The sequence below is a fragment of the Devosia naphthalenivorans genome (assembly GCF_003056355.1).
Classification (GTDB): Bacteria; Pseudomonadota; Alphaproteobacteria; order Rhizobiales; family Devosiaceae; genus Devosia; species Devosia naphthalenivorans.
On sequence record NZ_PYVW01000017.1, the window covers coordinates 68,186 to 94,618 of the forward strand.

Sequence of the window (26,433 nt, forward strand, 5' to 3'; positions counted from 1 at the left end):
TCAGTGCAGCCGTGCCGGGAAACGGACCTGGGTCGCGGGAGCGATGACGGCATCGAGGTCGATGTCGATCGCGCCAGTAACGGCCAGGTGGAGGACCGCCCCCACCGGATCGGGATGGCGGATCAGCCCGGCCAGTTGCGCCAGCGTGCCGCTGCCGTTCTCCAGCAAAAAGTGGAAGATGGCCGTGCGGTCACCGCCGCTGATGTCGTATTCCATGCCACCAGGCCGATGCCCGGTATCAAGAGGTTGCGCTTTGCGGACAAGCGACTCGGGAGCAAGGATAACCTTATGGCCGAGTGAACCCGCCGCGATCCTCACTTCATTGAATCGATCCATGGAGTGCGGACGGTTCCAATGCACATTGGGCACGCAGACCAGACACATGCGGCGGCCCTCGAGCTTGATCTCAAACTGGCAATAGTCATGGTCGTCGAAACCACATTGTCCAGCCAGATCGGCAACGGTGCGGTTACGGCCCAGGACGGTCAGGTTGCGGTTGCTGCGCAACATCGCTTCCAGTGAGCGGCGGAGACGGTCCGCTTTCTTGAGCACTGCGGCAGCCGGAGCTGCGGGTGAGGGGCTTGATTGGAGTGGCTGCTGCATCATGGACATGACTTCTCCTCTCGTGCCGAAGCACGCGTTTGATCCTGCATCGCCGATGGCGTGCGGAGAAAAAGGGGTATGGACGTGAACAGTCGGCCTCCGGCCAGGGAGGAGGCGCAGATTCCGCGGGACGTTACGGGCTTAGCCCGGTTCGCACGCGATCAGGTCGGGAAATGAATGGGCCGGGCGCCGTGGCGTAACCTCGCTCGGGGAATTCCAGCTATGGTCCGGTACATCGCCCAGGAGAGCTTGCAGCATGCCGTGCAGGGCGTGTTTGTCGAGCCGGTCAGGACCGAGCGCGGACTGCGGCAGCAATATGCAACGACGGCCAAGCTCTTCCATGCGGTTCCTGACCCGAACGAGGCGGCCCATCGGTATGGGCTTGACCCAAAGCCTATCCGGAACGCCGACCACAGTAATGGGAACGTTGTCGAGCAAGAGCTGGCATGGTGCCGTGGTGGGTGGGTCACCGCCCATATCCAGCAACAGGGCCTTGAACAGCGGGTCCTCGCCCAGCAGCGTGATGCGGGACTCGCCTTCCGCCACCAGCTTGAAAGCGGACAGCAGGCGCTGACGCTGGCGCTTCTTGCGCCGGCGCGGCAGCTTGAGTGGGGCAGGCGCAATATCTTGTTTGAACAGCACGAATTTTCCTCCCTGTCCGAATGGACAAGCCCAGTAGTTCTTCCAAGGTTTGGGATCGCCGTCCGAAACGGACGCGGAGGGAAGGTCTGAGATGCGGCGGCCACGTCGAGAGGTCGCTCACTGCTTCCGATCCTCTAGTCAATAGATCAGGTCAGGGCAGATGTCAATCTGTTTTGCACAATTTGTGCAACTGTTCGTCTTATGGTTAACTTGGTGTAGACGACAACGATTCGGAGCTTACCTTGTCCGACTACCTGGCTAGTCCTGCCCAGATACGTGCTGCCCGAGCATTGCTGAATTGGTCGCAAGCAGATTTGGCAAATAAGAGTGGTACGAGCCGCCGAACACTCGCAACTTTCGAAAGCGGCACAATCGTAAGCCCCGAATCCCTCACTAGCATCGTTGTGGCCCTGGAGGGAGCCAACATCGAGTTCATCGCTGACGAGGAAGGGGAGGGCGTCCGCATCAACCGTTGAGCGGGGCTAACAAAACCTGTCAGGCCGCCCTTGCTTCGATGACTCGTAGCGCGAATAGGCCTTCCAAAGGGGGCATCGTTCATATCCGCCCGGTCGCCAAAGGGTTAGCGCAGCGCCCATGGCTCGCCGTGACCCTTTGTGTTCTGAAGGATTGCTACGTCAGAAATGCTCTCCCGATCTGAACGGACCGAACTTCGTGCCCGCAGTCACGAGGTACGCGGTAGACCAACCGATCATGAGAAATCCCGTTACGCCTTCAAGAGCTGCCAGCAACCGCCAGCTGTGAGTGGGCACGATGTCCCCGTATCCTACCGTGGAGTAGGTGATGGTGGATAGATACAGGGTAGAGTCGAAGTCCGGCCCGACACCCAGCATCAGATAGCAAAACGCCCAAATCCAGATCTCCAGCGTGGCGACCGCGAAGAGGCTGATGACAATACCTACCATCACGCCAACCCGATGCGATTGCCCGGAGAGTCGAAATCTTTTGCCCAAGGCTGTAGCAGCCTTCGTGATCGAGATAAGGCCAAGAACGTGCACCAGAACCGTCAGGCCGATCAGCATGGAGCCGACCGCAAGCGCATAGATGGATGCTGGCATCGTGGTCTCCGGTCTTTGCCGTCATCTCGCGAGATTATAGCAACTTAAACACTTGGGCAGTGGCGTTCGCTTGCAGTTCGCCTGTTTCCGTGGAGGCGTGCTCGGGTCTACACGCCGATGGTACTCCTCCGCTGGTGCGGCTTTAGAGCGAGATATGCAGCGATCACCGCCCCGAGCAGCAGCATCGGAATGATCAGCAGCGCAGGGCCTGCACTCATGCCCAGCGCCGCCATCCAACCGATCTTTGCCAGTAAGGCGGCCATCTGCAGCGACAGAAAAACCGCGTACACCGGTGCCAGGATGTCACCCGCGTTGGAACGGCGAAGGTAGTAGTAGCCTGCGAACAGCGAGGCCGGAAGGAACAGTGCAAGATCAAAACCTTGTACGATCATCGTCGTGAAGTGCGCGAGCCCGGTCGGATACAGCGTTCCCTGCAACAACGGGGGCAGGACTACGTTTAGCCAAAGCAGCCCGATGATCGTCCCGTTGACCAGGAGGAAACATCCGACATAGCGCCGGGTATCAACTGAAGGCCGGTGCCAGCTAGCCACAGCGCCGACCCCATAGAGCAGGAGGCGCACCAAGGCTTGAAACAGCAGCAGCACCAAAACTACCCAGACGAGAAAAAGCTCGTTGTACATCGCCATGGCGAGGTAAAGCACATACTGGACAAACAGGTACCCCACCGATCCGGTCAAGACGAGGTACGCGACCGTCGAACCCCGCTGCGTGCGCCAAAGAGACAGCAGCAGCATCGGAACAGCCACCAAGAGCGTGATGAGATCTTGTGCGAGCCCCTGTATCGCCACCTCTGCCGGCATCTGCCGATAAGGTCCGTACCCGTAAAGCTCGACGACCTCGCCTCGCACCGAGAGGTGAACCGATGGACCGGGACCTGATGTAAAGATCAGGGGCGCCGCGGTCGCCACGATCGTCAGAAGGGAAATAACCAAGATCACGATAACGACGGATCGCGGAACGGCCATACTCGGCTCCCGGTGACGATGCTTGGTATAGGGGCGCGCGCTTGCGCGACTGGGATCAAACGTAGCCGATCTCTCCAAGAAACCGATCAATCAAGAAGAACGACTCTGCGTCGTGCCCTATCCCTATGTGACCGCCGTCCGGGAAGATATGCACCCTGCCGTCCCGCACGTGCTCTCCTATGTACCGGGCCGCAGCGGCTGTTCCAAACGCGTCATCTTCATAAGAGACCGCCAGGGTCGGCACCGCGATCGTCTCGATCGACATCTTTGCCGGGTTTCCCGATAACCGGGCGTCGTTGAGAAGCCCCTCCACCCGCCGACTGACCGGCAGGATGGACTCGAGTATATGGCGGGCCCGAGCTTGTTCGTCGTGGCTCGCCGCCCGCACCAGAGCGGGGCTGGTTGCAAGGAGCGCCCGGGTCAGGAAGTCGGGCAGGGTTGCTATCGCAAGCCAGAACAGGAAGTCCGATCTGAGCACCGCCATCGCCATTTGCATCTGCACCGGCGGGACCGACTCTACTGGTGTCTCGCGAGGAACATAGCTGGCCGGAACCAGCGGCAGCAGCGCAGCGCACCTGTCCGGATGACGGATCGCGAAGGCCATGGCTGACAACGCACCCGCGGAGCCCCCGGCAACTGCGACACTATCGACCTGGAGGGCGTCCAGCAGATCGACGAACGCATCGGCTTGGTTCTCGGATGATGGATCTGGCGGCATGGCGGAACGAAGGTAGCCAAAGCGTGATGGCGCGATCACGCGGTACCCCGATTCCTTGAAGCGTCTAGCAAAAAACAGTGCTTGGTCGAAGCCGCCGCCCGTCCCATGAACCATGAGCAAGGGAACGCCTTTGCCTGCTTCGGCATATTCGAGATCGCCGAAGCGGGTGGGGACCACTGTGCTGAGTTCGGGTGCAACGAGCGACCGAGCTCTGGCGATCGCTCCGCCATATGCAAACGCCAAAGCGCCTCCGCCCGCCAAGCCGGCTGTCAGAGCGCCGGCTCCAAGCAGTGCCCTGCGTGTCACCATGACAAACCTCCCTACCACCTAGCCTGTCGGTGGCCTGTCCTTGTTAGGACAACGCTAGCGGTCGAGCCTTGATTTGCGTCAATGTTCAAGCGAGTGGCCGATGGCGGTGACCCGTCCTGCTCCGAGGTGGACCAAGTCTCTGACTTGACCGGGATCAAAGCATGTCGGGATCAAGGCAGGCATCTTGGCATCAGCGTTACCAGCTCCGAGGTTTACTCATGCGCCGGATTGCCATCTGTGCCGCTACCGGTGTTTCTATGCTGGTCACCTATGGACCCGCCCTGGCAGCAGACCAGTTGATCCGCAACGTTCATGTGATCGATGTTCAGACAGGGACAGCTTTGAAGGCCCAGGACATCCTGCTCCGCGATGGGCTCATAGCTAGAATCGGTAACACCCCAATGGAGGCACCGAATTCGACGGTGACGGAGGGTGGCGGTGGCTATGTGATCCCTGGGCTGTGGGATAGTCATGTGCATGTCTTCTCCAGCCCCGCCGAGCCGGCGACGGCTTTCCCGCTCTATGTCCTCAACGGGGTCACGGGCATCCGCGACATGGGCGGCTTGTTGCCGCTCGTTGAAATCGAGAGGATCGCAGCGACAGTTGAAGCTCACGAGATGACGGGGCCCCGCATCATATTATCGGGCGCCTGGGTCGATGCCTCGCCCGGATCTTGGCCGGGAATGTTCCTGGCGGACTCGCCCGAGCAGGCCCGATCGGTCGTGCGGCGGATCGAGGGCGAAGGCTGGGTCGCGGTGAAGTCGTATTCGATGCTGCACGAGGACGTCTATCGCGCACTGGCATCCGAAGCGGAAGCCCTCGGCCTCCCGCTCGTCGGCCACATTCCGGAGTCGGTGTCGCTTCCCATTGCTATCAACGCAGGTCACGACGTCGTCGAGCACTTCGGACGGATCACCAAGGCGTGCTCCACCGAAGAAGCAGTTATGATCGGGCGGGTCGGTCAAGCCCTCACAGGGGCGGATCCCCGGTCCGCGATGATCGAGGAAATGGCGGGGCACAACAAGATTGTTCTGGACACTTGGGACGAAGGCCTGTGCGAGAGCTTGCTCGTGTCGATGGCTGAAGCCAACGTCCGCGTGGTGCCGACCCTGGTAGTTGCGGATTTCTACACGGGGAAGCGGCCCGCGGACCTTCAGGAGCGCATGGCGGCGCTGCCGGAAACCGTGCGGCAAAACTGGTCAGTGCCGGATTTTCGGCTATCGGCGATGACCGATGAACTGCGGGCGCTGGCAGATGAGTCCATCGCGCTTGACGTGCTCACTTTCCAAATGGCGCACGCGGCTGGAGTGAAGATGCTTGCAGGGTCCGACGCGTCTTTTGCCAACCCCTTCATCTTCCATGGGTTCTCCCTTCTTGACGAGCTGGACCGATATGTTGCCAGCGGGCTGACGCCACGCGAGGCCCTTTACAGCGCAACGATTGCTCCCGCGGAGTTCCTCGGGCTCACTGATGAGAGCGGCAGGGTTCACGAGGGCATGCGCGCCGACCTGGTGATCGTCGCAAACGATCCTCTCGAGGACCTCCGGACATTGCGTAGGCCAGTCGCCGTCGTAGTTAACGGACAGGTCTTTGATGCCGACGGCTTGGAGAAGCTGCGGGATCAACTGCCCGACTAGCAAATAGTCCGAACAGCGCCGGATGCTGACGAGGATCGGTTCAGTTGACGGACGGGGCAGGGGCCGTGTTCCGATCGACAGGGGCATCTAAAATATGTAGGCGATCGTCAGAAGAGATCTACACCAAAGAGCCCGACAGCATGGTACCAGTCTCTTTGCGTCGGACATGCCAGGATAGTGCCTCGTCCAGAATATGTGGTGTATGGCCCCCACGCAGCAGGGCGCGGTCGAAATAATCGGCCAGTTGCTCGCGGTAGAGCGGGTGGACGCACTTGGCGATGATGGTGATCGCACGCTCCCTCGGTGCCAGTCCACGCAGGTCCGCCAACCCATTCTCTGTGACGAGGACATCCACATCGTGCTCGGTATGGTCCACATGGGAGACCATCGGAACGACCGCAGAGATCGCTCCATCCTTCGCGAGTGACTTGGCGACGAAGATGGACAGGTAAGCGTTGCGGGCGAAGTCGCCGGAGCCTCCGATTCCATTGACCATGTCGGTTCCGTTGATGTGGGTAGAATTCACATTGCCGTAGATATCGAACTCGAGCGCGGTGTTGATGGCTATGATGCCGAGGCGTCGTATCACCTCCGGGTGGTTGCTGATTTCCTGCGGTCGTAGCACCAGCCGGTCCTTGTACTTGGCCAAGTTTCCTAACACCCGCTGGGCGTACTCTTCGCTGAGCGTCATCGATGATGCCGATGCAAACGCCAGTTTGCCGGAATCAAGAAGGGCAAAGGTGCTGTCTTGCAGAACCTCGCTGTACATCAGCATATGGTCAAAAGGACCGGCAGCCAGGCCGGACAACACTGCGTTAGAGATATTACCGATGCCGACCTGCAGCGGGTTAGCCATGAGGTTCAAACGGCCCTTCGACGTCTCCTCGACAAAGAAAGATATCAGGTGGTCGGCGATAGCTCGGGTGTCTGGCCCGGGGACGTCCAATGTCGCTGCACTGTCGGACTGTTCCGTGATCACAATGGCGGCGATCTTGTCCGGATCGACACGCATGTAAGGCATTCCGATGCGACCGTTGCAGGCAATGATCGGGATTGGATCGCGGGTCGGTCTCTTCGTCGGCACATAGATGTCGTGTAAGCCTTCGAGTTGGAGCGGCTGCGCCAAGTTGATCTCGATGATCAGCTTCTTTGCAAGCGTAGCGAAGCTAGTCGAATTGCCGACCGAGGTGGTCGGCACTATCCCGCCCTCCTTGGTTATGGCTGCTGCTTCGATGATTGCGTAATCCATAGGACCCAATTGCCCCGAGCGCAGATGTTCGACTGTCTCGGACAAGTGCTGATCGACAAACATCACCTCGCCGAGGTTTATGGCGGCACGTAGGGTCGGGTCGGATTGGAACGGCATCCGCTTCTTGAGGACATGGGCCTCCGTCAAGACCCGGTCAACATCCTTGCCAAGTGATGCGCCCGTGATCAGTGTGATCTGCATCGGGTGCTCATTCGCGCGCCGAGCGATCGCCAGCGGGACTGCTTTCGCATCGCCCGCCCGGGTAAACCCGCTCATCCCGACTACCATGCCGTCCTTGATCAGGGCGGCGGCACTGTCTGCCGACACAATACGGTCCATCAGCGGAAAGAGCCGGATGCGATCGGACAACGAAGTCTTGGCGGGCTGTTCCATGTCTCTCAGCTTATGGCTGATTACCCGAGCGTGAATTGACCCACGTCAAAGCACAAGGGTCCACGCGGCATAGTGTCGGATACGTCGCGGCCCGCCCGCCCAGGTTCTGAACGATAAGGAGAATGCCATGTCCGAGTGGGAAACTGATCTGACCACGCACACGGGCTTCCGCTTTCACGTGCGCCCAGTTCGATCTGAGGACGGACCCGCCCTAGAGGACTTCTTCAACCGCGTCACGCCGGAAGATCTCCGCTTTCGCTTCTTGGGAACAGTGAAGACCGTGGATCAGCAGCGGCTCGCAGGAATGATCAATGTCGACCACCAGCAGACCGAAAGCTTCGTTGCCTACGAGCAAGAGGGATCCCCGGTCATTGCCGCCGCCATGCTGGCCTGTGACGCGTCCATGAAGACGGCGGAAGTCGCAGTTTCTATCAGGCCGGAATTCAAGAACCGCGGTATCAGCTGGGAATTGTTGCGTCACCTCACGCGATTCGCGGAGGCTAAAGGAATCGCGAAGCTTCAATCGCTCGAGGATCGATCCAACGTCTCTGCGATCAGCCTGGAAAAAGAGATGGGTTTTACCTCCAAGTCATACGGAGGCGAGCCTTCCGTGGTCCTGCTTGAAAAGAACCTCGAACGCTCGAGTTGATCTAGACGGGTACGCGTCACCAACACGGGGTAACCAAATGATCAAGGATATCGTCGTCCATCTCTCCGGGTCGGAGGAAGACGAGGTTCGCCTCGCCTATGCCGAAACGATAAGCGAGTGTTTCGATGCCCATCTGGCAGGTCTCTACGTTCACCTGCTGCCAGAAATGGTCGGTGCGGATGCGGTTACGATGGTGGGAATGGATGCGTGGTACGAGCAATCCAACACGGAAGCCGAGGGCGACTTCAAGCGATTGAAACAGCGTTTCGAAAGGTTGCGAATGCCCCATGATGTCCGGCGGTTGGATGTTTTGTCCGGCACCGCCGGACCGGCAATTGCCAACCGAGCCCGGGTTGCAGACCTGTTCGTAACGACGCGCCCGTACGGCGATCCCTCACACCAAGGCCACGCCGAGGTTTCGGTATTGTTCGGGTCGGGTCGGGCCTGTTTCTTCGTGCCGCCGAAAGGCTCGCCTGCCAAGGACTTTAAAACGCTGGTCGTCGCTTGGGACGGAAGCCGCGAAGCTGCCCGTGCAGTCGCGGAGGCGATGCCATTCCTGAGGCGAGCGAGCCAGGTCATCATCGTCACGGTTCTTCAAGGCGACGACGATGAGACCGGCGGCGACATCGCACGGCACTTGAGCCGACACGGCATCTCGGCCGTGATCAGCAGGGTGGATGAGGACGGTGAAGGATCGGGAGCGGCATTGCTTGGGGAGGTTCGCAGGGTCGGAGCCAATCTGCTGGTGATGGGCGGGTACGGCCACTCCCGTTTGCGAGAGTGGATATTGGGCGGAGTAACCCGGCACGTCCTCACCCACTCCCATGTCCCGGTTTTGATGGCACGCTGAGTTGGTTTAGCGTTGGCGGCAGTTCATTGACTGCGACTTGTGCCGCTTCAGACCTGGTGACGAACAAGGCAACAAGCGGGCTCTGCGCATGTGCTTCCAGACAGATCACGGATGCATTGCGCCGCAGCTGTGGCACGACTTATTTCAGGCTACGCGGAGTCGGGAGATTCAGGCCACGAGCCTCCAGCTCCCGCCATATGGTGGGCGGGATCTCGCGGCAGCCACAGTTCGCCGCATGCTGCACGTGCCAGTGCAAACGCTCCTCGATCGAAGCGTTTCTGTGGAGCTTGTGCAAGGCATGCCACTCTCGATTTGTAGTCACCCATCCCTCGTTATCTCGCCACGCTCAGCCATTTTCGGCACACCGGTCTCCGCTTCAATGGGACAAGAGCACTGGCAGTTTCGGATCTCGCAGGATGCTTCGGGTGGCTCCCCCCAGGATGAATTCCTGTATGCGGCTCCGCCCGTAGGCGCCCATCACCAGCATATCCGCCCCATGTTCCAGGGCCGCAGCCTGCAGCGCATCTCCGATGGGGGTCGCTCCACGGGTCTGTAAGAGGTGTCGGGAGAGAACCCCGTGATGCTGGAGAAATGCCTGCGCCCCTGCGACGCCGTCAGGTGCAATTGGCTTATCGTCGTCGACCGTGAAGATCCACACGGTGTCGGCACGCTCTAAAAGGGGCAGGGAATCGCGCAGGGCTCTTGCGGCACCCCTGCTTCCATCCCATGCCACCATGACCTTGAAAGATGCCGCCCGCTCCTCCGCGACAGGAACCCAGGCCTTTTCTACCGGACAAACAAGTACCGGTCCGCCCGAAGCGAAGATCAAGGTCTCTGCCTCTTGCCGGCGCCGAGGATCGCTACCGTCCAATATGATCGCCGTGAGGTCGTGTGAGCGTGCGGTCGGCAATAGGCGGTCGGCGAACTCCTCGGGCCTGCATCGCACCAATTGGACGGATATCTCTACTCCAAGGCTTTCGCACCGCTTTGAACTCCACGAGCCCAGCTCGGCTGCACGTGCCCTACTGAGGGCCTCCGCCTCGGCGGCCATTTCGGAGACACGCAACAGGACCTCGCCGAGTGCACTGTGAACGGGGGGTATGTCTACCTCATGGATCATGGCCGTGATCTGGAACCCGAGCATGGCCGATAGTCCGTATAGATTCCCAAGCCCTGACTTCGGGCAAGCGTCCGGATAGGTTGCGATAGGCACCAATAGTTTCATGCTCATTCTGTTTCTCCTCAAGCCACGGCGCCCGAAGCCGTGCGTGTGCTACTGGGGCGACGTGCGGACTTCCCGGACCAGCGGGTCAGCATAACCAATGTGGCGGTGCCGAAGCCGAAGATCACCAGCCCGAGCGTTATGAGCCAACCTACCAGCGGAATCATGCCCAACAGCGCCGCGGCGAGCAGAGAGACTGCCAAGACAATCAGTCGTCTGATTTTGGTGTTTGTGGCGACAAAAGCGGTGGCTACACGGAGTCCGACCATGAAGGCCCCGACAAGGTAGGCAAGGCCCGACGCCACCACCGCAAAAACCAGCAAGACCGGTACCAGCAGCAGCCCTACGACTGTCATGGCGACTACTGGAACCAAACCCAGGACGGCGGCAAACGCGAGAATGCCGAGCCCCAGGTTTCGGAAAGGACGTCGTTCCGCTGCTGACTGGAGTGCTGCAACGGCGCTGGGAAGCAGGGCGATCAGACCGGCACCGATAATGATGAGCCCTAGCCAAAACACCACAACGGTCCAGAAGACCGGCCAGAAGCGACCGACCACGTCACCAGCCGTCTTGCCTGCCTCTGACACGTAGTCGGGAGCGTCGAGTACTTCGAAGCTAACGCGTTCGGCAGGGGCCACGGACGTAGGCACGCTAACGGCATCGGGGGCCCGGATCTCGATTTTTCCGTCCACACGGGCGCCCGGACCGAACGTAAGGTTCTCACCATAGAAACTGAAGTCGCCCGCTATGGCCGTGTCGAGCGTAAGGGAATGCGCCGTGACAATGGCCGAACCGGCTACCGGCGCTGCCAGGATAACGCTGGAACCAGCCAACCTGGCGTTTCCGCCGACGGTGCCTGCCGAGCGTATGTTCACGGCGTTGCCCAATACCGTAAGGTCACCACCGACCGCCCCGGTGACATTCACTGCAAAGCCGGCGGCATAGAGATCACCGGTCACATCAGATCCGACATTTACGTCGTACCCGGCGAGATGGGCATCGCCTGACACTGTCGTGGCGAGTGTCACATCGTTTCCGACCGCAAATGCATCTCGCTCGACGGGAGCTTCGATGTTCGTAATCTTGCCTGCGGCGTACTGGTCTCCTGCGAAGGTAAGCTGCGCCACGTCATCCGCATGGCTTGCGGGAGAGGCTGCCACGAAGGCAGTGAGTGCAAGGCATAGTGCTAAGGTTTTCATCGTTCGACCCTCCGGCTGCCGAAGCATCATGCCAGAGAGTTCGGCTGCCGCTTTGACCGCGATCAAATCTCGGGGCCCGGTTGCAAGTGCCCTTGCCGGGCTCGCACATCAGCACTCTGCTGGGACGGCCTGCACGTCTTGACCTCCTACTTACCTGCCGGTACTTGTCTCCTTGCCTTGCTGTGGACCTAGTGACTTCAAGTAGGCGATGATCGCTTCTGCCTGTCCCGGATCAAATTCGAATTCTGGCATTTCAGGATGCGTGACAATTCCTTCCACCAAGGCTTCGCCAAGCTGATCCACGTCGTATCGTAAGTGCAGATCGCGGAACCGCGGGGCAGTCGCATGGGGACTCTCCCCGGTTTTCTCTGTGGCGTGGCAATCCGAGCAATATGTCTGCACGAGTTGGTGGCCATCTTCCGCCGGATCATATTCCTGTGCTGCCGCCAAGTGTCCCGATGCCGCGACGGCAATCGCCAAGATGGACAGTCTAACAATGCTGGAGCGATGGGCTCTCACGGCGATCCTCCGCTGGTGCTTGTCTACTAGTCAGTTATCGGACCGGTCACCGGAACGATGGTCATGTTATCCTCTACCCCGGACGATCCTCGGACGCCTTCGGCGATTACCCGAATAGTGTCACGCACGGCTTGGGATCGAACATCCCCGCTAAGATGGATGACGCCGTGATGCACGGTGACCTCAGGTAGATCCCCGATCAAGTCATCGACTTCTCTCAAACGTGCGAGAACACTGATCAGAATACGATTGTCACCAACAATATATTCCGCAGGCGGCGCGTCGGTTACGGCCCGCAGCAAATCCCGTCGACTGACGATTCCCACTACTCGTCGATCTCGCACGACAGGCACACGTTTGATCTTTTTCGCGAGGAATATAGCTGCTGTCGCAGCAAGGGTTTCCTCTTCGCCGATGCTGGTGACCGGCGCAGTCATCACGTCTTGGACGCACCAGGCGTGCCCCTGCACGTACCGGCGCTCCTTTGCCGCCGACGGATCTTTGTCGGGCGATACGCGGAGTTCGTCCGTACCGATCTCGGATCGCCTCATAAGGTCGCCTTCGGTCAAGACACCCACGAGCAGACCATCCCCATCCACGACGGGCAGTCCACTGACGTCATGATCCAGCATGATCTGGGTGGCATGACGAATGCTATGTCCTGGCATCACCGACACCACGTCAGTGGTCATCACATCCCTAGCGCGCATTTCTCGTCCCCGACCAAGATCATTTTGGAAGTTAGCAGCGAATGCGGCTGGAGATTTGACGGGGATCAACCGGCGCACCGATCCGAGGTGTCAATCTTGAAGGTATCAGTAGTGTTGGACCGGGCCGTCGGCTCTGCTCCAATTCAGTTATGGAGAGGCGTGTGGACACGAGCAGCAATGGCGCGCTGGACGACAGCGAACTGGATCTCATTGACGGCTATTGGCGAGCGGCGAACTACCTGTCGGTAGGACAGATTTACCTTATGGACAATCCGTTGCTCCGGGATCCGCTACTGCCAGATCACGTGAAGCCCCGCCTGCTTGGCCATTGGGGAACGACGCCGGGACTCAACTTCATCTACGCCCATCTGAACCGACTGATCATCAACCGCGATCTGAACGTCATCTATGTTTGCGGACCTGGCCATGGGGGGCCTGGCATGATCGCGAATGCTTGGCTGGAGGGCAGCTATAGCGAAGTCTACCCCAGCATAGACGAAACGGTGAGTGGCATGCGTGAACTGTTCAGGCAGTTCTCGTTCCCAGGCGGGGTATCAAGTCACGCTTCGGCGGAAACACCAGGCTCGATCCACGAAGGCGGCGAACTCGGCTACTCCCTGGCGCACGCATTTGGAGCCGCCTTTGACAATCCGGACCTGATCGTCGCGTGCGTGATTGGTGATGGGGAGGCCGAGACCGGTCCGTTGGCTGCCTCTTGGCACTCCAATAAGTTCCTGAACCCCGCCCGGGACGGGGCTGTTCTGCCGATCTTGCACCTGAACGGCTACAAGATCGCCAATCCCACGGTTTTGGCCCGCATCGATCCGGAGGAACTGACCAACCTGCTCGTCGGCCTCGGCTACGATCCGATCTTTGTCGAGGGCAGTGATCCACGAGCCATGCATTTGACCATGGCTGCCGCAATGGACAGTGCCGCGGATTCCATCAGGGCGATCCAGGCGGACGCGCGGGCGGGCGTGGGTCCTCTGGATCGTCCGCGCTGGCCTATGATCGTTCTCCGAAGCCCGAAGGGCTGGACCGGCCCCAAGGAGGTGGACGGAAAGAAAGTAGAAGACTTCTGGAGGTCCCATCAGGTTCCCGTGAACAATGCTCGGGGAGATGCTTCCCACAGGCTTATCCTTGAGGAGTGGCTTCGGAGCTATGGGGCCGAAGAGCTGTTCGATGACGCAGGGCGGCTAATTCCCAAGCTGCGGGACCTTGCCCCACATGGTGATCGCCGTATGAGTTCCAATCCGAGTGCCAACGGAGGGTTACTGCGGCGCGAGCTGCTGCTGCCCGACATCCGTGATTTCGCGATCAAGGTTGGGGAGCCCGGCTCGAGAGTGCACGAAGCCACTCGATTGATGGGCGCCTTTCTCCGGGAAACCTTCACCCTGAACGACAAGCGGCAGAATTTCCGTCTTTTCGGACCTGACGAAACCGCCTCCAACCGTCTCGATGACGTGTTCGAGGTGACCGCAAAAGCGTGGATGGAGCCGATAAGGGAATATGACACGAACCTGGATAGATCCGGTCGCGTGATGGAGATCCTGAGCGAGCACCTTTGCCAGGGATGGCTGGAGGGGTACCTGCTCACCGGTCGGCACGGTCTGTTTTCATGTTACGAGGCATTCATCCACATCGTGGACTCCATGTTCAACCAACACGCGAAATGGTTGAAGGTGTCGAGAGGGTTGCCGTGGCGCCGCCCTATATCCTCGCTCAACTATCTGTTGACGTCTCACGTGTGGCGTCAGGACCACAACGGTTTCTCCCATCAGGACCCAGGCTTCGTGGACCTCGTCACGAACAAGAAGGCCGATATCGTGCGGGTATATTTCCCGCCCGATGCGAACTGCCTGCTATGGGTGACAGATCATTGCCTCAGGACCTACGACAGGATCAACGTGATCGTGGCAGGCAAGCAGCCTGCGCCCCAGTATCTAGACATGGATGCGGCGATCGCGCACTGCGAGGCAGGCGTAGGGATTTGGGATTGGGCTGGAACCGAGCCAGCAGACGGCGAGCCGGACGTCGTTCTGGCTTGTGCCGGCGACGTACCTACCCTTGAAACCCTTGCTGCCGCCGATCTCTTGCGCAGCACACTGCCGCAACTGAAGGTGCGCGTCGTGAACGTCGTGGACCTCATGGCGCTACAGCCACAGAAGGTACATCCGCACGGGCTGAGTGACCGTGACTTCGACAGCATCTTCACCAAGGATAAACCGGTGATCTTCGCCTATCACGGCTACCCGTACCTTATTCACCGACTGACATATCAACGCACCAACCACGTCAATTTCCATGTGCACGGCTTTAACGAGGAAGGGACAACAACCACTCCCTTCGACATGGCTGTCCTCAACGAACTCGACCGCTTCCATCTGGCCATGGCCGCGATCGACCGGACCCCGGGGCTGAGCATCAGGGCTGCTCAAGCCAAGCAGCACTTCCGCCGCAAGCTGTCTGAACACTTTCACTATGTGAGGGAGCACGGGGAGGACATGCCCGAGATTCTCGATTGGTCCTGGCCGTCTCGATCCACTGGGGAGGAATGTCAGTAATGGGCGATTGCCTGCTTTCCCTGAATGCCGGCTCGTCCAGCCTCAAGTTCGCCCTGTTCCGGCAGGCAGGAAATGGAACGTTGGAGCCGCTGCTCCGCGGGCAGCTGAAGACATCTACCACAGAGGTGCACCTGCAAGCATCCCGTACACATGGGGGTCCGCTGACGGGGATGAGTTGGAGTGCCGGGCAGGGGGGCGATGTTCTCCGGCTGCTGCAATGGATACGAACAACGGCTGGAGGCGGCGAGATAGCCGCCGTCGGACATCGTATCGTCCACGGCGGCGGCAAATTTACGCAGCCGGTGATCGCGACCGCTGACATAATTGCCCGGATACAGGCAATTACTCCGCTGGCTCCCCTTCACCAGCCTCTCGGACTAGCGCCACTGATCGAACTCCGCGGTGACGAGCCCGAACTCACCCAGGTATGTTGTTTCGATACGGCGTTTCATCACGGTCTTGCGCCGCCGGTGAGCCGGTATGGAATTCCCCGGGAGTGGGAGCTCGCCGGTATACGACGGTATGGGTTTCACGGGCTGTCGTACCAGTCGATCGTCGACCAGCTTAGTGACCATTGGCCTGAGCTTGCCGCAGGGCGGGTGGTAGTTGCCCATCTGGGAAGCGGCGCCAGCCTTTGCGCGTTGTCGAACTGCAAGAGCATGGACACCACAATGGGCTTCAGTGCCCTCGATGGACTACTCATGGGGACACGTCCCGGGTCCATCGATCCAGGGGTGATACTTCATCTGCTGCGAAGCGGGCTATCGACCGATGACCTGGAGCATCTACTCTATCATGAGTCCGGTCTTCTCGGGGTGTCCGGGATTTCATCTGACATTCGGGACCTGCTAGCCAGCGATGCCCCGAGTGCTCGAGAGGCCGTTGAGCTGTTCGTGTTCCGCAGCGCGAGGGAAACGGCAGCACTTGCTGCTACTTTGGGTGGGCTCGACGGTATTGTATTTACCGGTGGCATCGGAGAGCACAATAGCACGATCCGGCAGATGGTCTCTGATCGACTTGGATGGCTTGGGGTCAGGGTAGACCCGGAGGCGAATGCAGCGGGTCTCCAGATCGTTTCGCAAGCGCAAAGCTCAGTGAGGGTAATGGCATTGGCGACAGATGAGGAGAAAGTCATCGCCAGGTCGTGTTCAGCGGCTCTTGAAGAGCGGCAGCATCCCAATGGACCAGAAGGCTAGGCTTCGACCTGCCTCTTCGACATTATGGACGGACCCAGGCTACGCCAAACGATTTTTCGCAGTTCGCTAAACCACAGCACACTGCTGGCGATGACAAAACAAGCCAGCCACTGTTGCGGCGAGAGCGGGACGGTGCCGAAAGCGACGTTTAGAGGGGCCAGATGCACGACAGCAACCTGCAGCATCACCGATAGGCCGATCGCTCCCCATAACCATCCGTTGGCGAAAAAGTGCCTAAAGGCGCTAGTGGTCTCCGAGCGAGCATTGAAGCAGTTGAAGAGCTGGGCGAAAACCAACACGGTGAAACCGGCAGTACGCGCCTGGTCAAGTGTTCCGGTGCCGCCGGGAAAGAGCCCGCCTGGCAAATAGAGGTCGATCGTGAATAGCGTGGCGATGGCCATGACAAAGCCGTTCAGAAGGACCCCGACCCACATGCGAAGATCGATGGCTCGCTCGTCAGACCCACGTGGCGGGCGAGCCATGAGGTCGTCGGTCTCCGGATCCACGCCCATTGCCAAGGCCGGGCCGGAATCGGTGACGAGATTAATCCATAGTATCTGTGTTGCCAGAAGTGGAAGGACGACGCTGCCTCCACCAGCTTCCGTAAGCCCAAGGAAGCCGGCGCCGACAACGCCGAAGAACACCGTCATTACCTCGCCCATGTTGGAGGACAGCAGGTAGCGCAGGAATTTCCGGATATTCTCAAATATGCCACGGCCCTCGCGAACCGCATCCACAATGGTTGCGAAGTTATCGTCAACCAAGATCATCTTGGCCGCTTCCTTGGTGACCTCGGTGCCGGTCACGCCCATCGCGATGCCGATGTCTGCGGCTTTCAACGCTGGGGCGTCATTGACCCCGTCCCCCGTCATCGCGACGACGTTGCCGGAAGCCTGCAGGGCGTCGACGATTCGCATCTTGTGAACTGGTGCTACCCGGGCGAAAACCGAATTCGTACGGACGGCCTCATGGAGGGTGTCGTTATCCATGAGGTCGAGCTCCGCTCCGGTGAGAGCCCCTACCTCTGCATTCTGGATGTTCAGCTTGGCCGCTATGCTCGATGCCGTGCGTGGGTGATCTCCGGTGATCATGATCACGCGGATACCCGCACGATGCGCCTCGGAAATGGCGATGCCGGCTTCCTCGCGAGGTGGATCGATGATGCCGACCGTACCGACAAATATTAGGTCGTTCTCGAGAGTTTCGGTGGGTGCCCTGCCTTCTTCTGCGGCCAACGGACGGTAGGCGACTGCCAGTGTGCGGAGCGCCTCCTCCGACAGGCGGTTGACGTCGGCAACCGCTTTCGCACGACGCGCTTCGTCGAAGGGAAGGACATCCATCCCTACGCGGATGCGAGTACAATGGCTCATCAGCACGTCCGGTGCCCCCTTGGTGACAATGAGCCGTTCGCATCCATGTTCCCTGTCGCTCTCGATGGTCGACATCATTTTCCGCTCCGACGTGAACGGAAGTTCGCCCAGTCGCTGGAATCTTTGCTCCCGGCGTTCCGCCACACCAAGCTTCAGTTCTGCGACGAGGAATGCCGCCTCGGTCGGATCACCTTGGATCGCCCAGAAACCGTCCCCCGTGTCCTCCAGTTCCGCGTTGCCCGCGAGACTTCCTCCGCTGAGTGCAACGATCTGCTCCGCCCTTAGCAGGTCGTGAAGTTCCTCGCCGTCCGCGCCGGTGACCTTGCCAACCGGTGCGTACCCCACGCCGGATACGGTCGATCCGCCGGACGCGGTTAGGATACGCTTGATGGTCATCTCCGAGCGGGTCAACGTACCGGTTTTGTCCGTGCAGATCACCGAGGCGGAGCCGAGCGTTTCCACGGACGAGAGCTTCTTGACCACCGCGTTTTGCTTGGCCATTCGCTGCACACCGAGCGCCAGCACCAGGGAGAGAATGGCCGGCAGCCCCTCCGGAACTGCAGCCACCGCAAGGGATACTCCGAGTAGCAGGACGGTGATGACGTCGGATGCGTCCTTTATGTCGGATAGCAGGAGCACCGTTGCTACCACGACAAAGGCGATGGCAACCACCGCGGTACCGAGCATGCGCCCGATCCTGGCCACTTCCTTTTGAAGAGGGGTCGGCTCTTCCATTGTCGCATCCAGCAAGGTGGCAATGGAGCCCATCTCGGTCTGCATGCCCGTGGATGTGACGATGGCCCGGCCTGTACCTTGCACGACCGATGTGCCCTTGAAGACCATGCATGTTCGTTCAGCCAACGGAGCCGGATGTGTAAGCGTATCGGTGCGCTTCATCACTGCGTCGCTTTCCCCGGTAAGCGATGCCTCCTGCACCAGCAGGCTAGCCGATACAAAAAGTCGGGCGTCGGCTCCGATCGCGTCCCCTTCTTCCAGGACCAATATATCGCCGGGTACCAGTTCTGAACTGGGAATGCGCTTCCGCTCGCCATCGCGCAAAACTGACGACGTCACGCTTGTCATTTGCGCCAAGGCCGCAACGGCATCAGCAGCTCTGGCCTCCTGAACGAAACCGAGGGCCGCGTTCGCAAGAACCACCGCCACTATGACAGTGGCCTCGGTCGGCCAGCCTTCGCTGCCCTCGATGAACCAAGCTGCCAGCGAAATGGCGATGGCCCCCAGCAGCAGGTAGACCAACGGGTCACGGAACTGCGCGAACACGCGCTGCCATGCTGGTGTTGGCTTGGTGACACGCAATTCGTTAGTCCCATGCGTCGCCAGATGCCGGCCAGCAACTTCGGTGCTGAGCCCTCGCTCCGGATCACTCCCGAACCGTTCCGCCACGATGAGGGCATCGATAAGCGACAAGTCCTTCTGGGCCGACGTAGATAGGATATGCAATTTGCCACCTGTTGGATAACGTTATCCCGTTCGAGCCAAACTCCGGATATCGCGAAGCTCTGTGCCGATACTGTACTGTGCGGCTGCTGATCCAGGATGTCATTGATCTCTATGACCGGGTGACCTGGGCGCCCCTATTGTTGTGCTGCAATAGCCAAAGGGAAAGTCCGGGAATTCCCGGCCTTTCCCTTGAAGCCTTAAATGGCCCTGACAGCATCGGCGAGCATGGCCTGAACCTTGCCCGCAACATCATGCAGTTGTTCATTGTCGATAGCCTGCATGGATGCAACTGGATCAATGGCACTGACCTCAATAACGCCGTTTTCCTGCTCCCGAACGATCACGTTGCAGGGCAGCATGGCCCCAACGCGTGGTTCAAGCTTGAGCGCCTCAAACGCCATCTTCGGATTGCAGGCTCCCAGGATCACGTAGCCAGGCATGTCGACATCCAGCTTGGCCTTCATGGTCTTCTGAACATCGATTTCGGTGAGGACGCCGAAGCCATTGTCGCCAAGCACCTGCCTGGTGCGCGCGATGGCCGCTTCAAAGGTCATGCCGGGCAATTGTTTGTCGAACGTGTACATGGTTGGTCTCCTCTTCAGATAAAGGCGGTAACGGTATGGGCGGCCATGTAGATGGCCACGGCCACGATCAAACCGGCAAAAGCGGTGTTCAGCAGTCCCTTCTTGCTGGCCATCAAGCCTGCAATGCGTGCGCCAACCAGCCCACCGAGTACCCCGCCGCCGATGAACACAGCGGCCAGCGGCCAATCCACCAGGCCAGAAAAGGCGTAGCTCAAGGCAGTCGTCAGCCCAAAGGCAGTGACTGCGACGAGAGATGAGCCAATGGCATTGAGGATCGGCATGCCAGTCGAGGCGACCAGCCCAGGAACGATCAGGAAGCCACCACCGATGCCAAAGAAGCCCGAGAACGCGCCGGTAAGGCCGCCATAGCCAAGGACCTTGGGCGCCTTCTCCCGATTGCAGGTGGCACCAGGTACTCCAGGGTTCCCTCGCCCGCGGAACATCAGCACGCCCACTACCAGCATGAGGATGGCGAACAGGAACAGCAATTTGTCGCCATCCATGGCCTTGCCCAGCGTGGAGCCAAGGAAGGCTCCGGCAATGCCAGCGACGGTGTACATGAGGGCGCAGCGCCAAATCACGTTGCCCTTGCGGGCATGGGTGACAAGGTTGGCGGCAGCATTGGCCGCCACCGCAAAGGCACTCGTTCCAATGGCCACGTGTGCGACTGGAACCCCCACGACATAGACCATGAGCGGCACGGCGAGAATGGAGCCACCGCCGCCGAATAGGCCGAGCGTGAAGCCCACGAGGCTACCAGAAAAGGCGCCGAGCAGATATTGCAGGGGTTCCAGAAGCATCATGGTCTTTCGGTCAGAGTGAGGCAGCGTAAAGGCTGCCGGCGCGCCCGCCGGAGCGGCAGTAGCCAAGGATGGGGCCGTCGGTTTCGGCACGGGCCTGTTCGAAGCGGATAAGCTGGCCTTCGGTCAGTTGGCCCGCGACAGGAATATGGAAGGCCTTGAGGCCGAACCGTTCAGCGACTTCGGCGATCTGGGCGAACGGAGGCTGGCCTGGATCTTCGTCATCTGGCCGGGCGCAGATGATGCCCTTGTACCCCGCCTCAGCGATGAGCCTGACATCATCAGGCTGGATCTGGGGAGACTGGGCAAACTGGTCATCGATCTTGTTGATTGCCATGGTGTTATTCCTTGGAAGTGGAGAGCCCGTTGATGGGCACTTTGAGGTAGGTCTTGCCATCGTCATCAGCTGGGGGAAGCTGCCCGGCACGCATGTTGACCTGCAGGGATGGGATTATGAGCTTGGGCATGGAAAGAGTGCTGTCGCGTTCTTCGCGCATCTTGACGAATTCGTCTTCGGACGTGCCGTGACCGACGTGGATGTTATGGTCGCGTTCCTCTGCGACTGTGGTTTCCCACTGGATGTCGCGGCCGTTCGGGCCATAATCGTGGCACATGAAGAGCCGCATCTCTCCCGGCAGGGTCAACAACCGCTGGATCGATTGGTAGAGCGTGCGAGCATCCCCGCCAGGGAAGTCGGCGCGGGCTGAGCCGCCGTCAGGCATGAACAGGGTATCACCGACAAAGGCAGCGTTGCCGATCACATGCACCATGTCTGCCGGCGTATGGCCGGGCGTGAACAGGGTGTGGGCTGTCATGGTGCCGATCGGGTAGCTGTCGCCATCCTTGAACAGGCGGTCGAACTGCGACCCGTCACGCTGGAACTCGGTCCCTTCGTTGAAGATCTTGCCGAAGGTGTCCTGCACCACGCAGATCTGGTCGCCGATGCCGAGCTTGCCGCCCAGCTTGGACTGGATGTAGGGCGCTGCCGAGAGGTGGTCGGCATGAACGTGGGTCTCGATCAGCCACTCAAGTGTCCAGCCATTGTCCTGGATGTGCGCGATGATCTTGTCGGCGCCTCCATATGCGATGTTCCCGGAGGCATAATCAAAGTCCATGACGGAATCGATCACGGCGCAAGCGTCAGAATTCGGGTCCTTGACGATGTAGCTGATGGTGTTGGTCGGCTCGTCGAAGAACGCTACAACTTCCGGTTTGATGCCCAGCTCCGGTGTAAATGGGATGGGTTGGGTGGACATGGAAATCTCCTTTCCAGTTCGAGGATCAAGCCAAGGCTTGCCGGCGGGTGAATGCCGCCTTGAGCGCATTGGCGCCGAGGATGCCGCCGATCATTGCGGCCACGAAGATGAGCGGGCTTGGCTCACCGGAACCTAGTGCCGGGATGGCGCCGCCGGGGCAGAACCCGGCTATGCCCCAGCCAATGCCGAACAGGGCTGAACCTGCGATGAGCGGCACGTCGAGATCACGCTTGGTCGGCAGGTGGAACTTGCGGTCGAAAAGAGGAGCGGGGCGCCGCAGTACGAACCCGTAGCCGATGAAAGTCACGACCAGGGCCGATCCCATAACCAGCAACAGGCTGGGGTCCCAGGTGCCGAAGACGTCGAAGAAGTTGAGCACCTTCGCCGGGTTGGCCATGCCGGCGATGACAATGCCCGTGCCGAAGACGAGGCCAATAGCTGCAGCGGAGAGAACCCGGAGCATCAGAAGCCTCCCAGGACGTGACGAACCACGAAGACGGTGACGAAAGTGGTCGCCATGAACGTCAGGGTCGCAGCAATAGAGCGGGTCGAGAGCCGGGCCATGCCACAAACGCCGTGGCCCGAGGTGCAGCCACCGCCGAAAGCAACGCCGACGCCAACGAGAAGGCCGCCCGAGATGATTGCCCAGGACGGAATGTCTGACTGCAGCGGCAGGGACATGCCCGTCAGCAGCAAGATCATTGCTGGAGCAGCAATGGCGCCGAGCAGGAAGGCCAGACGCCAGTTCCAATCACCCTTGGGCAGGATGATGCCAGTGAGGATTCCGGTCATTCCGGCAATCCTGCCGTGGAAAGTCATTAGGGCGACAGCGGCAAGCCCGATCAGGGAGCCGCCAAGGAGCGCTTGGATGGGTGTAAATGATGTTTCCATATGCCTATGTGTGGGTTGCTGGTTCAAGGATTGATCAAAAGAGCCCGAATTCTGTTGCTTTATATATTCGAATATTCTAATATGTCAACTATGCAAACCAGCGAAGCTCCCATGATGCAGATTACTGAACTTGAACCTAGGGCCGAAGAGGCTGCCCAGCTGCTGACCGCCATGGCTAACCCCAAGCGTCTCCTCATCCTCTGCAACCTTTTGGAGCAGGAACGCAGTGTCAGCGAATTGTCCAAGATCGTCGGCCTGGAGCAGTCGCCGTTGTCTCAGCACCTGTCGAAGCTGCGGGCGCTAGGCTTGGTGAAAACTCGTCGGGACGGGCAAACGATATTCTACCGGCTTGCGTCCGAGCCGGTAACGCGTGTGCTGAGTACGCTGTACGACATCTATTGCCTGGTCGAAGAAGCCTAGAGTAATCCGGATCGTTGATGCTTGACTGAAAATAATATATCCACTATTCTAGATAGATGGAAGCATATCGGGCTATCGAAGTTTTTTCCGCCCTGTCTCAGTCTACCCGCTTGGACACCTTCCGTCTGCTCATGGACCACGAACCCGAGGGCTTGCCTGCCGGGGAGATCGCACGTCGCCTCGAGGTCCCGCAGAACACCATGTCCTCGCATCTGGGTATCCTGACGCGGGCTGGTCTAATTCAGCCCGAGCGCCATAGCCGGTCGATAGTCTACCGAGCCGTCGTCGAGCGCGTCCGTGAGATCGCGAGTTTCCTGGTTCAGGACTGCTGTGGCGGTCGTCCGGAGTTATGCGAGCCCTTGGTCGCCGAATTCACCCCGTGCTGCTCTCCAAAGGAGTCGAGCCATGTCTGACCGCGTCTACAACGTCCTGTTCCTCTGCACCGGCAATTCGGCCCGTTCTATCCTGGGTGAGGCCATCCTCAACCATGTCGGCCAAAGCCGCTTCAAAGGCTACTCAGCAGGCTCTACGCCGAAGAACGCAGTGCACCTGATGACGCTGGAAGCCCTGGCTAAGGTAGGCATTCCGACGGAGGGATTGCGCTCTAAGGCATGGGACGAATTTGCCGTACCGGGTGCACCGAAGATGGACTTCATCTTCACGGTTTGCGACAACGCCGCCGGCGAGACCTGCCCGATCTGGCCGGGTCAACCGCTGACCGCGCATTGGGGCATCGAAGATCCCGCAGCGGTCGATGGTCCGGAGTTCAAGCAGCGCGCCGCCTTCGAGGACGCTCTCCGTTTTCTCCGCAATCGCATCGGCGCCTTCATTAACCTGCCGATCGCCAGCATCGACCGGATGGCGCTGAACTCTAGGCTCGAGGGTATCGGCGCGATGGACGGCACCACCACCAAGTCTTCCAGGGTGGCATAGGCATCATGTCCATCTTCGAACGCTATCTGACCCTTTGGGTCGCGATCTGCATCGTCGTAGGGATCGCCGCCGGCCACTTCTTTCCCGCCGTGTTCCAGGGCCTGGGCTCGTTCGAATATGCCCAGGTCAACATCCCCGTTGCGTTGCTCATTTGGTTGATGGTCATCCCTATGCTGGTCCGCATCGACTTCATGAGCCTGCGTCAAGTCGGCTCCTACTGGCGTGGCATCGGCGTTACCGTCTTCATCAATTGGGCCATAAAGCCGTTCTCAATGGCGCTCTTGGGTTGGCTCTTCATAGGTTGGCTGTTCCGACCGATGCTTCCTGAGGTGCAGATCGACAGCTATATCGCCGGCCTGATAATCCTTGCCGCAGCCCCGTGTACCGCAATGGTCTTTGTGTGGTCGAACCTGGTGCGCGGCGAGCCCCACTTCACCTTGTCCCAGGTGGCGCTGAACGATGCGATCATGGTCGTTGCATTCGCACCAATCGTGGGGCTGCTGCTGGGCCTGTCGGCGATCACTGTACCCTGGGACACACTGCTGCTCTCGGTCGGCCTCTACATCGTCGTGCCCGTCATCGCCGCCCAGCTCTACAGACGCTGGCTCCTCGCCAATGGCGGCATCGATGCAATGAACCGTGTACTCTCAGTCCTGCAGCCGATCTCCATCGGAGCGTTGCTCCTGACCCTCATCATGCTCTTCGGCTTCCAGGGCGAGCAGATTATCGCGCAGCCGACCGTCATCCTACTGTTGGCCGTCCCGATCCTGATTCAGGTCTACTTCAACTCCGGCCTGGCCTACTTCTTGAACCTGGTCTCGGGCGAACAACACTGCGTCGCAGGCCCGTCCGCGCTGATCGGCGCATCTAACTTCTTCGAGCTCGCCGTGGCCGCCGCCATTGCCCTGTTCGGGTTCAACTCCGGGGCTGCTTTGGCGACGGTCGTCGGCGTCCTCGTTGAGGTGCCGGTCATGCTGTCCGTGGTCTGGATCGTGAACCGATCGAAGAGCTGGTACGAACGCGGTGTCGCAGTCCGTCACAACACGGAAACGAGGGCTGCCGAATGAGCATCACGATCTACCACAACCCCGAATGCGGCACGTCCCGTAACACCCTAGCCATGATCCGCCAGTCGGGTGTCGAACCGACCGTCATCGAATACCTCAAGACCCCGCCGACCAGTCACCGCATTGTCGAGCTCGTTTCGGCTGCTGGCATGTCGCTGCGCGAGGCCTTGCGGAAGAAGGATACGCCCTTCGAAGAACTCGGATTGTCCGATCCCAATAAGACCGATGACGAGCTGCTTACCGCTATCGAACAGCACCCCATCCTGCTTAACCGTCCATTTGTCGAGACACCTATCGGCACGCGCCTGTGCCGTCCATCCGAGGCGGTGCTCGACATCCTGGAGAACCCCGATATCGGTCCTTTCGTCAAGGAGGATGGCGAGGTCATTATCGATGCCGAAGGGAAGCGGCTTGTCTGATCTGCCAAATATCTCAGTCGGGGCCTTCGAGGTGGCGGACTTCTCCCGCCTTACCGCCCCGGACCTGCAGCACAAACCCCGCATCCTGATGCTTTACGGCTCCCTACGGGAGCGTTCCTACAGCCGGCTATTGACCTTCGAGGCGCGGCGTCTGCTGGAAGCCTTCGGTGCCGAGGTTCGCGTCTTCCATGCCAATGGACTGCCCCTGCCAAACGACGCACCCGACACCCATCCCAAGGTGCGAGAGCTTCGCGAGGCTATGCTTTGGTCGGAAGGGCAGGTCTGGACCTCACCGGAGCGACATGGCGCCATGTCCGCCGTGATGAAGTCCCAGATTGATTGGATACCCCTCCCGGGCGGGGCCATTCGACCTACGCAGGGGAGGACCTTGGCCGTCATGCAGGTGTCAGGGGGATCGCAGTCGTTCAACGCTGTGAACCAGATGCGTATCCTGGGCCGATGGATGCGCATGGTGACCATTCCGAACCAGTCTTCGGTTGCCAAAGCGTTTCAGGAGTTCGACGATGTGGGAAGGATGAGGCCTTCGACCTACTACGACCGGGTGGTCGACGTCATGGAAGAGCTGGTCAAGTTCACGATGATCAACCGAGGGGTCTCCAACTATCTTACCTCCCGATATAGCGAGCGCAAGAAAGCCGCGGCCAAGCTGGAAGAACGTGTCGCCCTGAAATCCATCTAGGGCTCCCACG

29 protein-coding genes are annotated in these 26,433 nt (G+C 59.8%); 12 read left to right on the forward strand and 17 right to left on the reverse strand.

Annotated features, from left to right (window positions below; translation table 11 throughout):
• Both C8264_RS18165 and C8264_RS18170 read right to left on the reverse strand, forming a co-directional pair.
• Positions 1-552, reverse strand: coding sequence for a hypothetical protein (locus C8264_RS18165; RefSeq protein ID WP_162783755.1), 552 nt, complete (start codon positions 550-552; stop codon positions 1-3).
• A 192-nt stretch (positions 553-744) separates the two neighbouring features.
• Positions 745-1,245, reverse strand: coding sequence for a hypothetical protein (locus tag C8264_RS18170; RefSeq protein ID WP_108462404.1), 501 nt, complete (start codon positions 1,243-1,245; stop codon positions 745-747).
• A gap of 242 nt (positions 1,246-1,487) precedes the next feature.
• Between C8264_RS18170 and C8264_RS18175 the strand changes: the two genes are divergently transcribed.
• The gene (locus C8264_RS18175) at positions 1,488-1,721 is read left to right on the forward strand and encodes a helix-turn-helix domain-containing protein (protein WP_281261465.1); all 234 of its coding nucleotides are present in this window, start codon (positions 1,488-1,490) and stop codon (positions 1,719-1,721) included.
• Between the two features lie 159 nt (positions 1,722-1,880).
• On the opposite strand, the gene C8264_RS18180 is transcribed toward C8264_RS18175, so the two are convergent.
• From C8264_RS18180 to C8264_RS18190, 3 genes are all read right to left on the reverse strand, one after another.
• On the reverse strand, positions 1,881-2,321 hold the full coding sequence (locus tag C8264_RS18180; RefSeq protein ID WP_108462405.1) for a potassium channel family protein: 441 nt from the start codon (positions 2,319-2,321) through the stop codon (positions 1,881-1,883).
• A gap of 107 nt (positions 2,322-2,428) precedes the next feature.
• Positions 2,429-3,307 (reverse strand): hypothetical protein, encoded by an 879-nt coding sequence (locus tag C8264_RS18185; RefSeq protein WP_108462406.1) that lies wholly within the window; start codon positions 3,305-3,307, stop codon positions 2,429-2,431.
• A gap of 55 nt (positions 3,308-3,362) precedes the next feature.
• Positions 3,363-4,268 carry an alpha/beta fold hydrolase gene (locus C8264_RS18190; protein WP_162783756.1) on the reverse strand — a complete coding sequence of 302 codons (906 nt, stop codon included), beginning with the start codon at positions 4,266-4,268 and terminating at the stop codon, positions 3,363-3,365.
• 362 nt (positions 4,269-4,630) lie between these two features.
• Here C8264_RS18190 and C8264_RS18195 point away from each other — a divergent pair, with 362 nt between their 5' ends.
• Complete coding sequence (locus C8264_RS18195; protein ID WP_162783757.1) at positions 4,631-5,971, forward strand: amidohydrolase family protein; 1,341 nt, start codon at positions 4,631-4,633, stop codon at positions 5,969-5,971.
• Positions 5,972-6,089: 118 nt separating this feature from the next.
• Here the strand turns inward: C8264_RS18195 and scpC are convergent, their stop codons facing one another.
• Positions 6,090-7,613, reverse strand: a complete 1,524-nt coding sequence (gene scpC, locus C8264_RS18200; RefSeq protein ID WP_108462409.1) for a succinyl-CoA:acetate CoA-transferase ScpC — start codon at positions 7,611-7,613, stop codon at positions 6,090-6,092.
• 127 nt (positions 7,614-7,740) lie between these two features.
• On the opposite strand from scpC, the gene C8264_RS18205 reads away from it, so the two are divergent.
• Positions 7,741-8,262, forward strand: coding sequence for a GNAT family N-acetyltransferase (locus C8264_RS18205; protein ID WP_108462410.1), 522 nt, complete (start codon positions 7,741-7,743; stop codon positions 8,260-8,262).
• A gap of 37 nt (positions 8,263-8,299) precedes the next feature.
• Positions 8,300-9,112, forward strand: coding sequence for a universal stress protein (locus C8264_RS18210; RefSeq protein ID WP_108462411.1), 813 nt, complete (start codon positions 8,300-8,302; stop codon positions 9,110-9,112).
• Between the two features lie 376 nt (positions 9,113-9,488).
• On the opposite strand, the gene C8264_RS18215 is transcribed toward C8264_RS18210, so the two are convergent.
• From C8264_RS18215 to C8264_RS18230, 4 genes are all read right to left on the reverse strand, one after another.
• A complete protein-coding gene (locus C8264_RS18215; RefSeq protein WP_108462412.1) occupies positions 9,489-10,343 on the reverse strand; it encodes a universal stress protein in 855 nt (284 codons plus the stop codon).
• A gap of 11 nt (positions 10,344-10,354) precedes the next feature.
• Positions 10,355-11,533, reverse strand: coding sequence for a bactofilin family protein (locus C8264_RS18220; RefSeq protein WP_108462413.1), 1,179 nt, complete (start codon positions 11,531-11,533; stop codon positions 10,355-10,357).
• A gap of 150 nt (positions 11,534-11,683) precedes the next feature.
• Positions 11,684-12,013, reverse strand: coding sequence for a c-type cytochrome (locus C8264_RS18225; protein ID WP_425430696.1), 330 nt, complete (start codon positions 12,011-12,013; stop codon positions 11,684-11,686).
• Between the two features lie 65 nt (positions 12,014-12,078).
• A complete protein-coding gene (locus C8264_RS18230) occupies positions 12,079-12,744 on the reverse strand; it encodes a CBS domain-containing protein (RefSeq protein ID WP_245893361.1) in 666 nt (221 codons plus the stop codon).
• 179 nt (positions 12,745-12,923) lie between these two features.
• Here C8264_RS18230 and C8264_RS18235 point away from each other — a divergent pair, with 179 nt between their 5' ends.
• On the forward strand, positions 12,924-15,326 hold the full coding sequence (locus tag C8264_RS18235) for a phosphoketolase family protein (protein WP_245893363.1): 2,403 nt from the start codon (positions 12,924-12,926) through the stop codon (positions 15,324-15,326).
• The gene (locus C8264_RS18240; RefSeq protein ID WP_108462416.1) at positions 15,326-16,522 is read left to right on the forward strand and encodes an acetate/propionate family kinase; all 1,197 of its coding nucleotides are present in this window, start codon (positions 15,326-15,328) and stop codon (positions 16,520-16,522) included. Before C8264_RS18235 ends, C8264_RS18240 begins: the two co-directional genes overlap by 1 nt.
• On the opposite strand, the gene C8264_RS18245 is transcribed toward C8264_RS18240, so the two are convergent.
• The 7 genes from C8264_RS18245 to C8264_RS18275 all read right to left on the reverse strand — a co-directional run bounded on the left by C8264_RS18245 (position 16,519) and on the right by C8264_RS18275 (position 22,884).
• On the reverse strand, positions 16,519-19,296 hold the full coding sequence (locus tag C8264_RS18245) for a cation-translocating P-type ATPase (RefSeq protein ID WP_245893364.1): 2,778 nt from the start codon (positions 19,294-19,296) through the stop codon (positions 16,519-16,521). The two genes, C8264_RS18240 and C8264_RS18245, sit on opposite strands and share 4 nt — an antisense overlap.
• A 254-nt stretch (positions 19,297-19,550) precedes the next feature.
• Positions 19,551-19,937 (reverse strand): DUF302 domain-containing protein, encoded by a 387-nt coding sequence (locus C8264_RS18250; protein ID WP_108462418.1) that lies wholly within the window; start codon positions 19,935-19,937, stop codon positions 19,551-19,553.
• A gap of 14 nt (positions 19,938-19,951) precedes the next feature.
• Complete coding sequence (locus C8264_RS18255; protein ID WP_108462448.1) at positions 19,952-20,737, reverse strand: sulfite exporter TauE/SafE family protein; 786 nt, start codon at positions 20,735-20,737, stop codon at positions 19,952-19,954.
• A 13-nt stretch (positions 20,738-20,750) separates the two neighbouring features.
• Positions 20,751-21,074: a protein tyrosine phosphatase family protein gene (locus C8264_RS18260; RefSeq protein WP_108462419.1), complete on the reverse strand. Its 324-nt coding sequence runs from the start codon at positions 21,072-21,074 to the stop codon at positions 20,751-20,753.
• Between the two features lie 4 nt (positions 21,075-21,078).
• Positions 21,079-21,993, reverse strand: coding sequence for an MBL fold metallo-hydrolase (locus C8264_RS18265; protein WP_108462420.1), 915 nt, complete (start codon positions 21,991-21,993; stop codon positions 21,079-21,081).
• Positions 21,994-22,018: 25 nt separating this feature from the next.
• Positions 22,019-22,456, reverse strand: coding sequence for a DUF6691 family protein (locus C8264_RS18270; RefSeq protein ID WP_108462421.1), 438 nt, complete (start codon positions 22,454-22,456; stop codon positions 22,019-22,021).
• Positions 22,456-22,884, reverse strand: coding sequence for a YeeE/YedE family protein (locus tag C8264_RS18275; RefSeq protein ID WP_108462422.1), 429 nt, complete (start codon positions 22,882-22,884; stop codon positions 22,456-22,458). Before C8264_RS18275 ends, C8264_RS18270 begins: the two co-directional genes overlap by 1 nt.
• A 111-nt stretch (positions 22,885-22,995) precedes the next feature.
• On the opposite strand from C8264_RS18275, the gene C8264_RS18280 reads away from it, so the two are divergent.
• Genes C8264_RS18280 through arsH form a run of 6 tightly spaced genes read left to right on the forward strand, consistent with a single transcriptional unit; the run spans position 22,996 to position 26,423 of the window.
• Complete coding sequence (locus C8264_RS18280; protein ID WP_245893366.1) at positions 22,996-23,304, forward strand: ArsR/SmtB family transcription factor; 309 nt, start codon at positions 22,996-22,998, stop codon at positions 23,302-23,304.
• 56 nt (positions 23,305-23,360) lie between these two features.
• Positions 23,361-23,717: an ArsR/SmtB family transcription factor gene (locus tag C8264_RS18285; RefSeq protein ID WP_108462423.1), complete on the forward strand. Its 357-nt coding sequence runs from the start codon at positions 23,361-23,363 to the stop codon at positions 23,715-23,717.
• Complete coding sequence (locus C8264_RS18290) at positions 23,710-24,237, forward strand: arsenate reductase ArsC (RefSeq protein ID WP_108462424.1); 528 nt, start codon at positions 23,710-23,712, stop codon at positions 24,235-24,237. Before C8264_RS18285 ends, C8264_RS18290 begins: the two co-directional genes overlap by 8 nt.
• Before the next feature lie 5 nt (positions 24,238-24,242).
• A complete protein-coding gene (gene arsB, locus C8264_RS18295; protein ID WP_108462425.1) occupies positions 24,243-25,304 on the forward strand; it encodes an ACR3 family arsenite efflux transporter in 1,062 nt (353 codons plus the stop codon).
• Positions 25,301-25,723, forward strand: a complete 423-nt coding sequence (arsC, locus tag C8264_RS18300) for an arsenate reductase (glutaredoxin) (RefSeq protein WP_108462426.1) — start codon at positions 25,301-25,303, stop codon at positions 25,721-25,723. Before arsB ends, arsC begins: the two co-directional genes overlap by 4 nt.
• Complete coding sequence (arsH, locus tag C8264_RS18305) at positions 25,698-26,423, forward strand: arsenical resistance protein ArsH (protein ID WP_108462427.1); 726 nt, start codon at positions 25,698-25,700, stop codon at positions 26,421-26,423. The genes arsC and arsH overlap by 26 nt, the downstream gene beginning before the upstream one ends.
• Positions 26,424-26,433: the final 10 nt, after the last annotated feature.

Coding starts and splice junctions, on each gene's coding strand:
- C8264_RS18180 (WP_108462405.1), bottom strand. CDS start 2,321: ATGCCAGCATCCATCTATGCGCTTGCGGTCGGCTCCATGCTGATCGGC.
- C8264_RS18185 (WP_108462406.1), bottom strand. CDS start 3,307: ATGGCCGTTCCGCGATCCGTCGTTATCGTGATCTTGGTTATTTCCCTT.
- scpC (WP_108462409.1), bottom strand. CDS start 7,613: ATGGAACAGCCCGCCAAGACTTCGTTGTCCGATCGCATCCGGCTCTTT.
- C8264_RS18205 (WP_108462410.1), top strand. CDS start 7,741: ATGTCCGAGTGGGAAACTGATCTGACCACGCACACGGGCTTCCGCTTT.
- C8264_RS18210 (WP_108462411.1), top strand. CDS start 8,300: ATGATCAAGGATATCGTCGTCCATCTCTCCGGGTCGGAGGAAGACGAG.
- C8264_RS18215 (WP_108462412.1), bottom strand. CDS start 10,343: ATGAGCATGAAACTATTGGTGCCTATCGCAACCTATCCGGACGCTTGC.
- C8264_RS18220 (WP_108462413.1), bottom strand. CDS start 11,533: ATGAAAACCTTAGCACTATGCCTTGCACTCACTGCCTTCGTGGCAGCC.
- C8264_RS18230 (WP_245893361.1), bottom strand. CDS start 12,744: ATGACCACTGACGTGGTGTCGGTGATGCCAGGACATAGCATTCGTCAT.
- C8264_RS18240 (WP_108462416.1), top strand. CDS start 15,326: ATGGGCGATTGCCTGCTTTCCCTGAATGCCGGCTCGTCCAGCCTCAAG.
- C8264_RS18250 (WP_108462418.1), bottom strand. CDS start 19,937: ATGTACACGTTCGACAAACAATTGCCCGGCATGACCTTTGAAGCGGCC.
- C8264_RS18255 (WP_108462448.1), bottom strand. CDS start 20,737: ATGCTTCTGGAACCCCTGCAATATCTGCTCGGCGCCTTTTCTGGTAGC.
- C8264_RS18260 (WP_108462419.1), bottom strand. CDS start 21,074: ATGGCAATCAACAAGATCGATGACCAGTTTGCCCAGTCTCCCCAGATC.
- C8264_RS18265 (WP_108462420.1), bottom strand. CDS start 21,993: ATGTCCACCCAACCCATCCCATTTACACCGGAGCTGGGCATCAAACCG.
- C8264_RS18270 (WP_108462421.1), bottom strand. CDS start 22,456: ATGCTCCGGGTTCTCTCCGCTGCAGCTATTGGCCTCGTCTTCGGCACG.
- C8264_RS18275 (WP_108462422.1), bottom strand. CDS start 22,884: ATGGAAACATCATTTACACCCATCCAAGCGCTCCTTGGCGGCTCCCTG.
- C8264_RS18280 (WP_245893366.1), top strand. CDS start 22,996: ATGATGCAGATTACTGAACTTGAACCTAGGGCCGAAGAGGCTGCCCAG.
- C8264_RS18285 (WP_108462423.1), top strand. CDS start 23,361: ATGGAAGCATATCGGGCTATCGAAGTTTTTTCCGCCCTGTCTCAGTCT.
- C8264_RS18290 (WP_108462424.1), top strand. CDS start 23,710: ATGTCTGACCGCGTCTACAACGTCCTGTTCCTCTGCACCGGCAATTCG.
- arsB (WP_108462425.1), top strand. CDS start 24,243: ATGTCCATCTTCGAACGCTATCTGACCCTTTGGGTCGCGATCTGCATC.
- arsC (WP_108462426.1), top strand. CDS start 25,301: ATGAGCATCACGATCTACCACAACCCCGAATGCGGCACGTCCCGTAAC.
- arsH (WP_108462427.1), top strand. CDS start 25,698: ATGCCGAAGGGAAGCGGCTTGTCTGATCTGCCAAATATCTCAGTCGGG.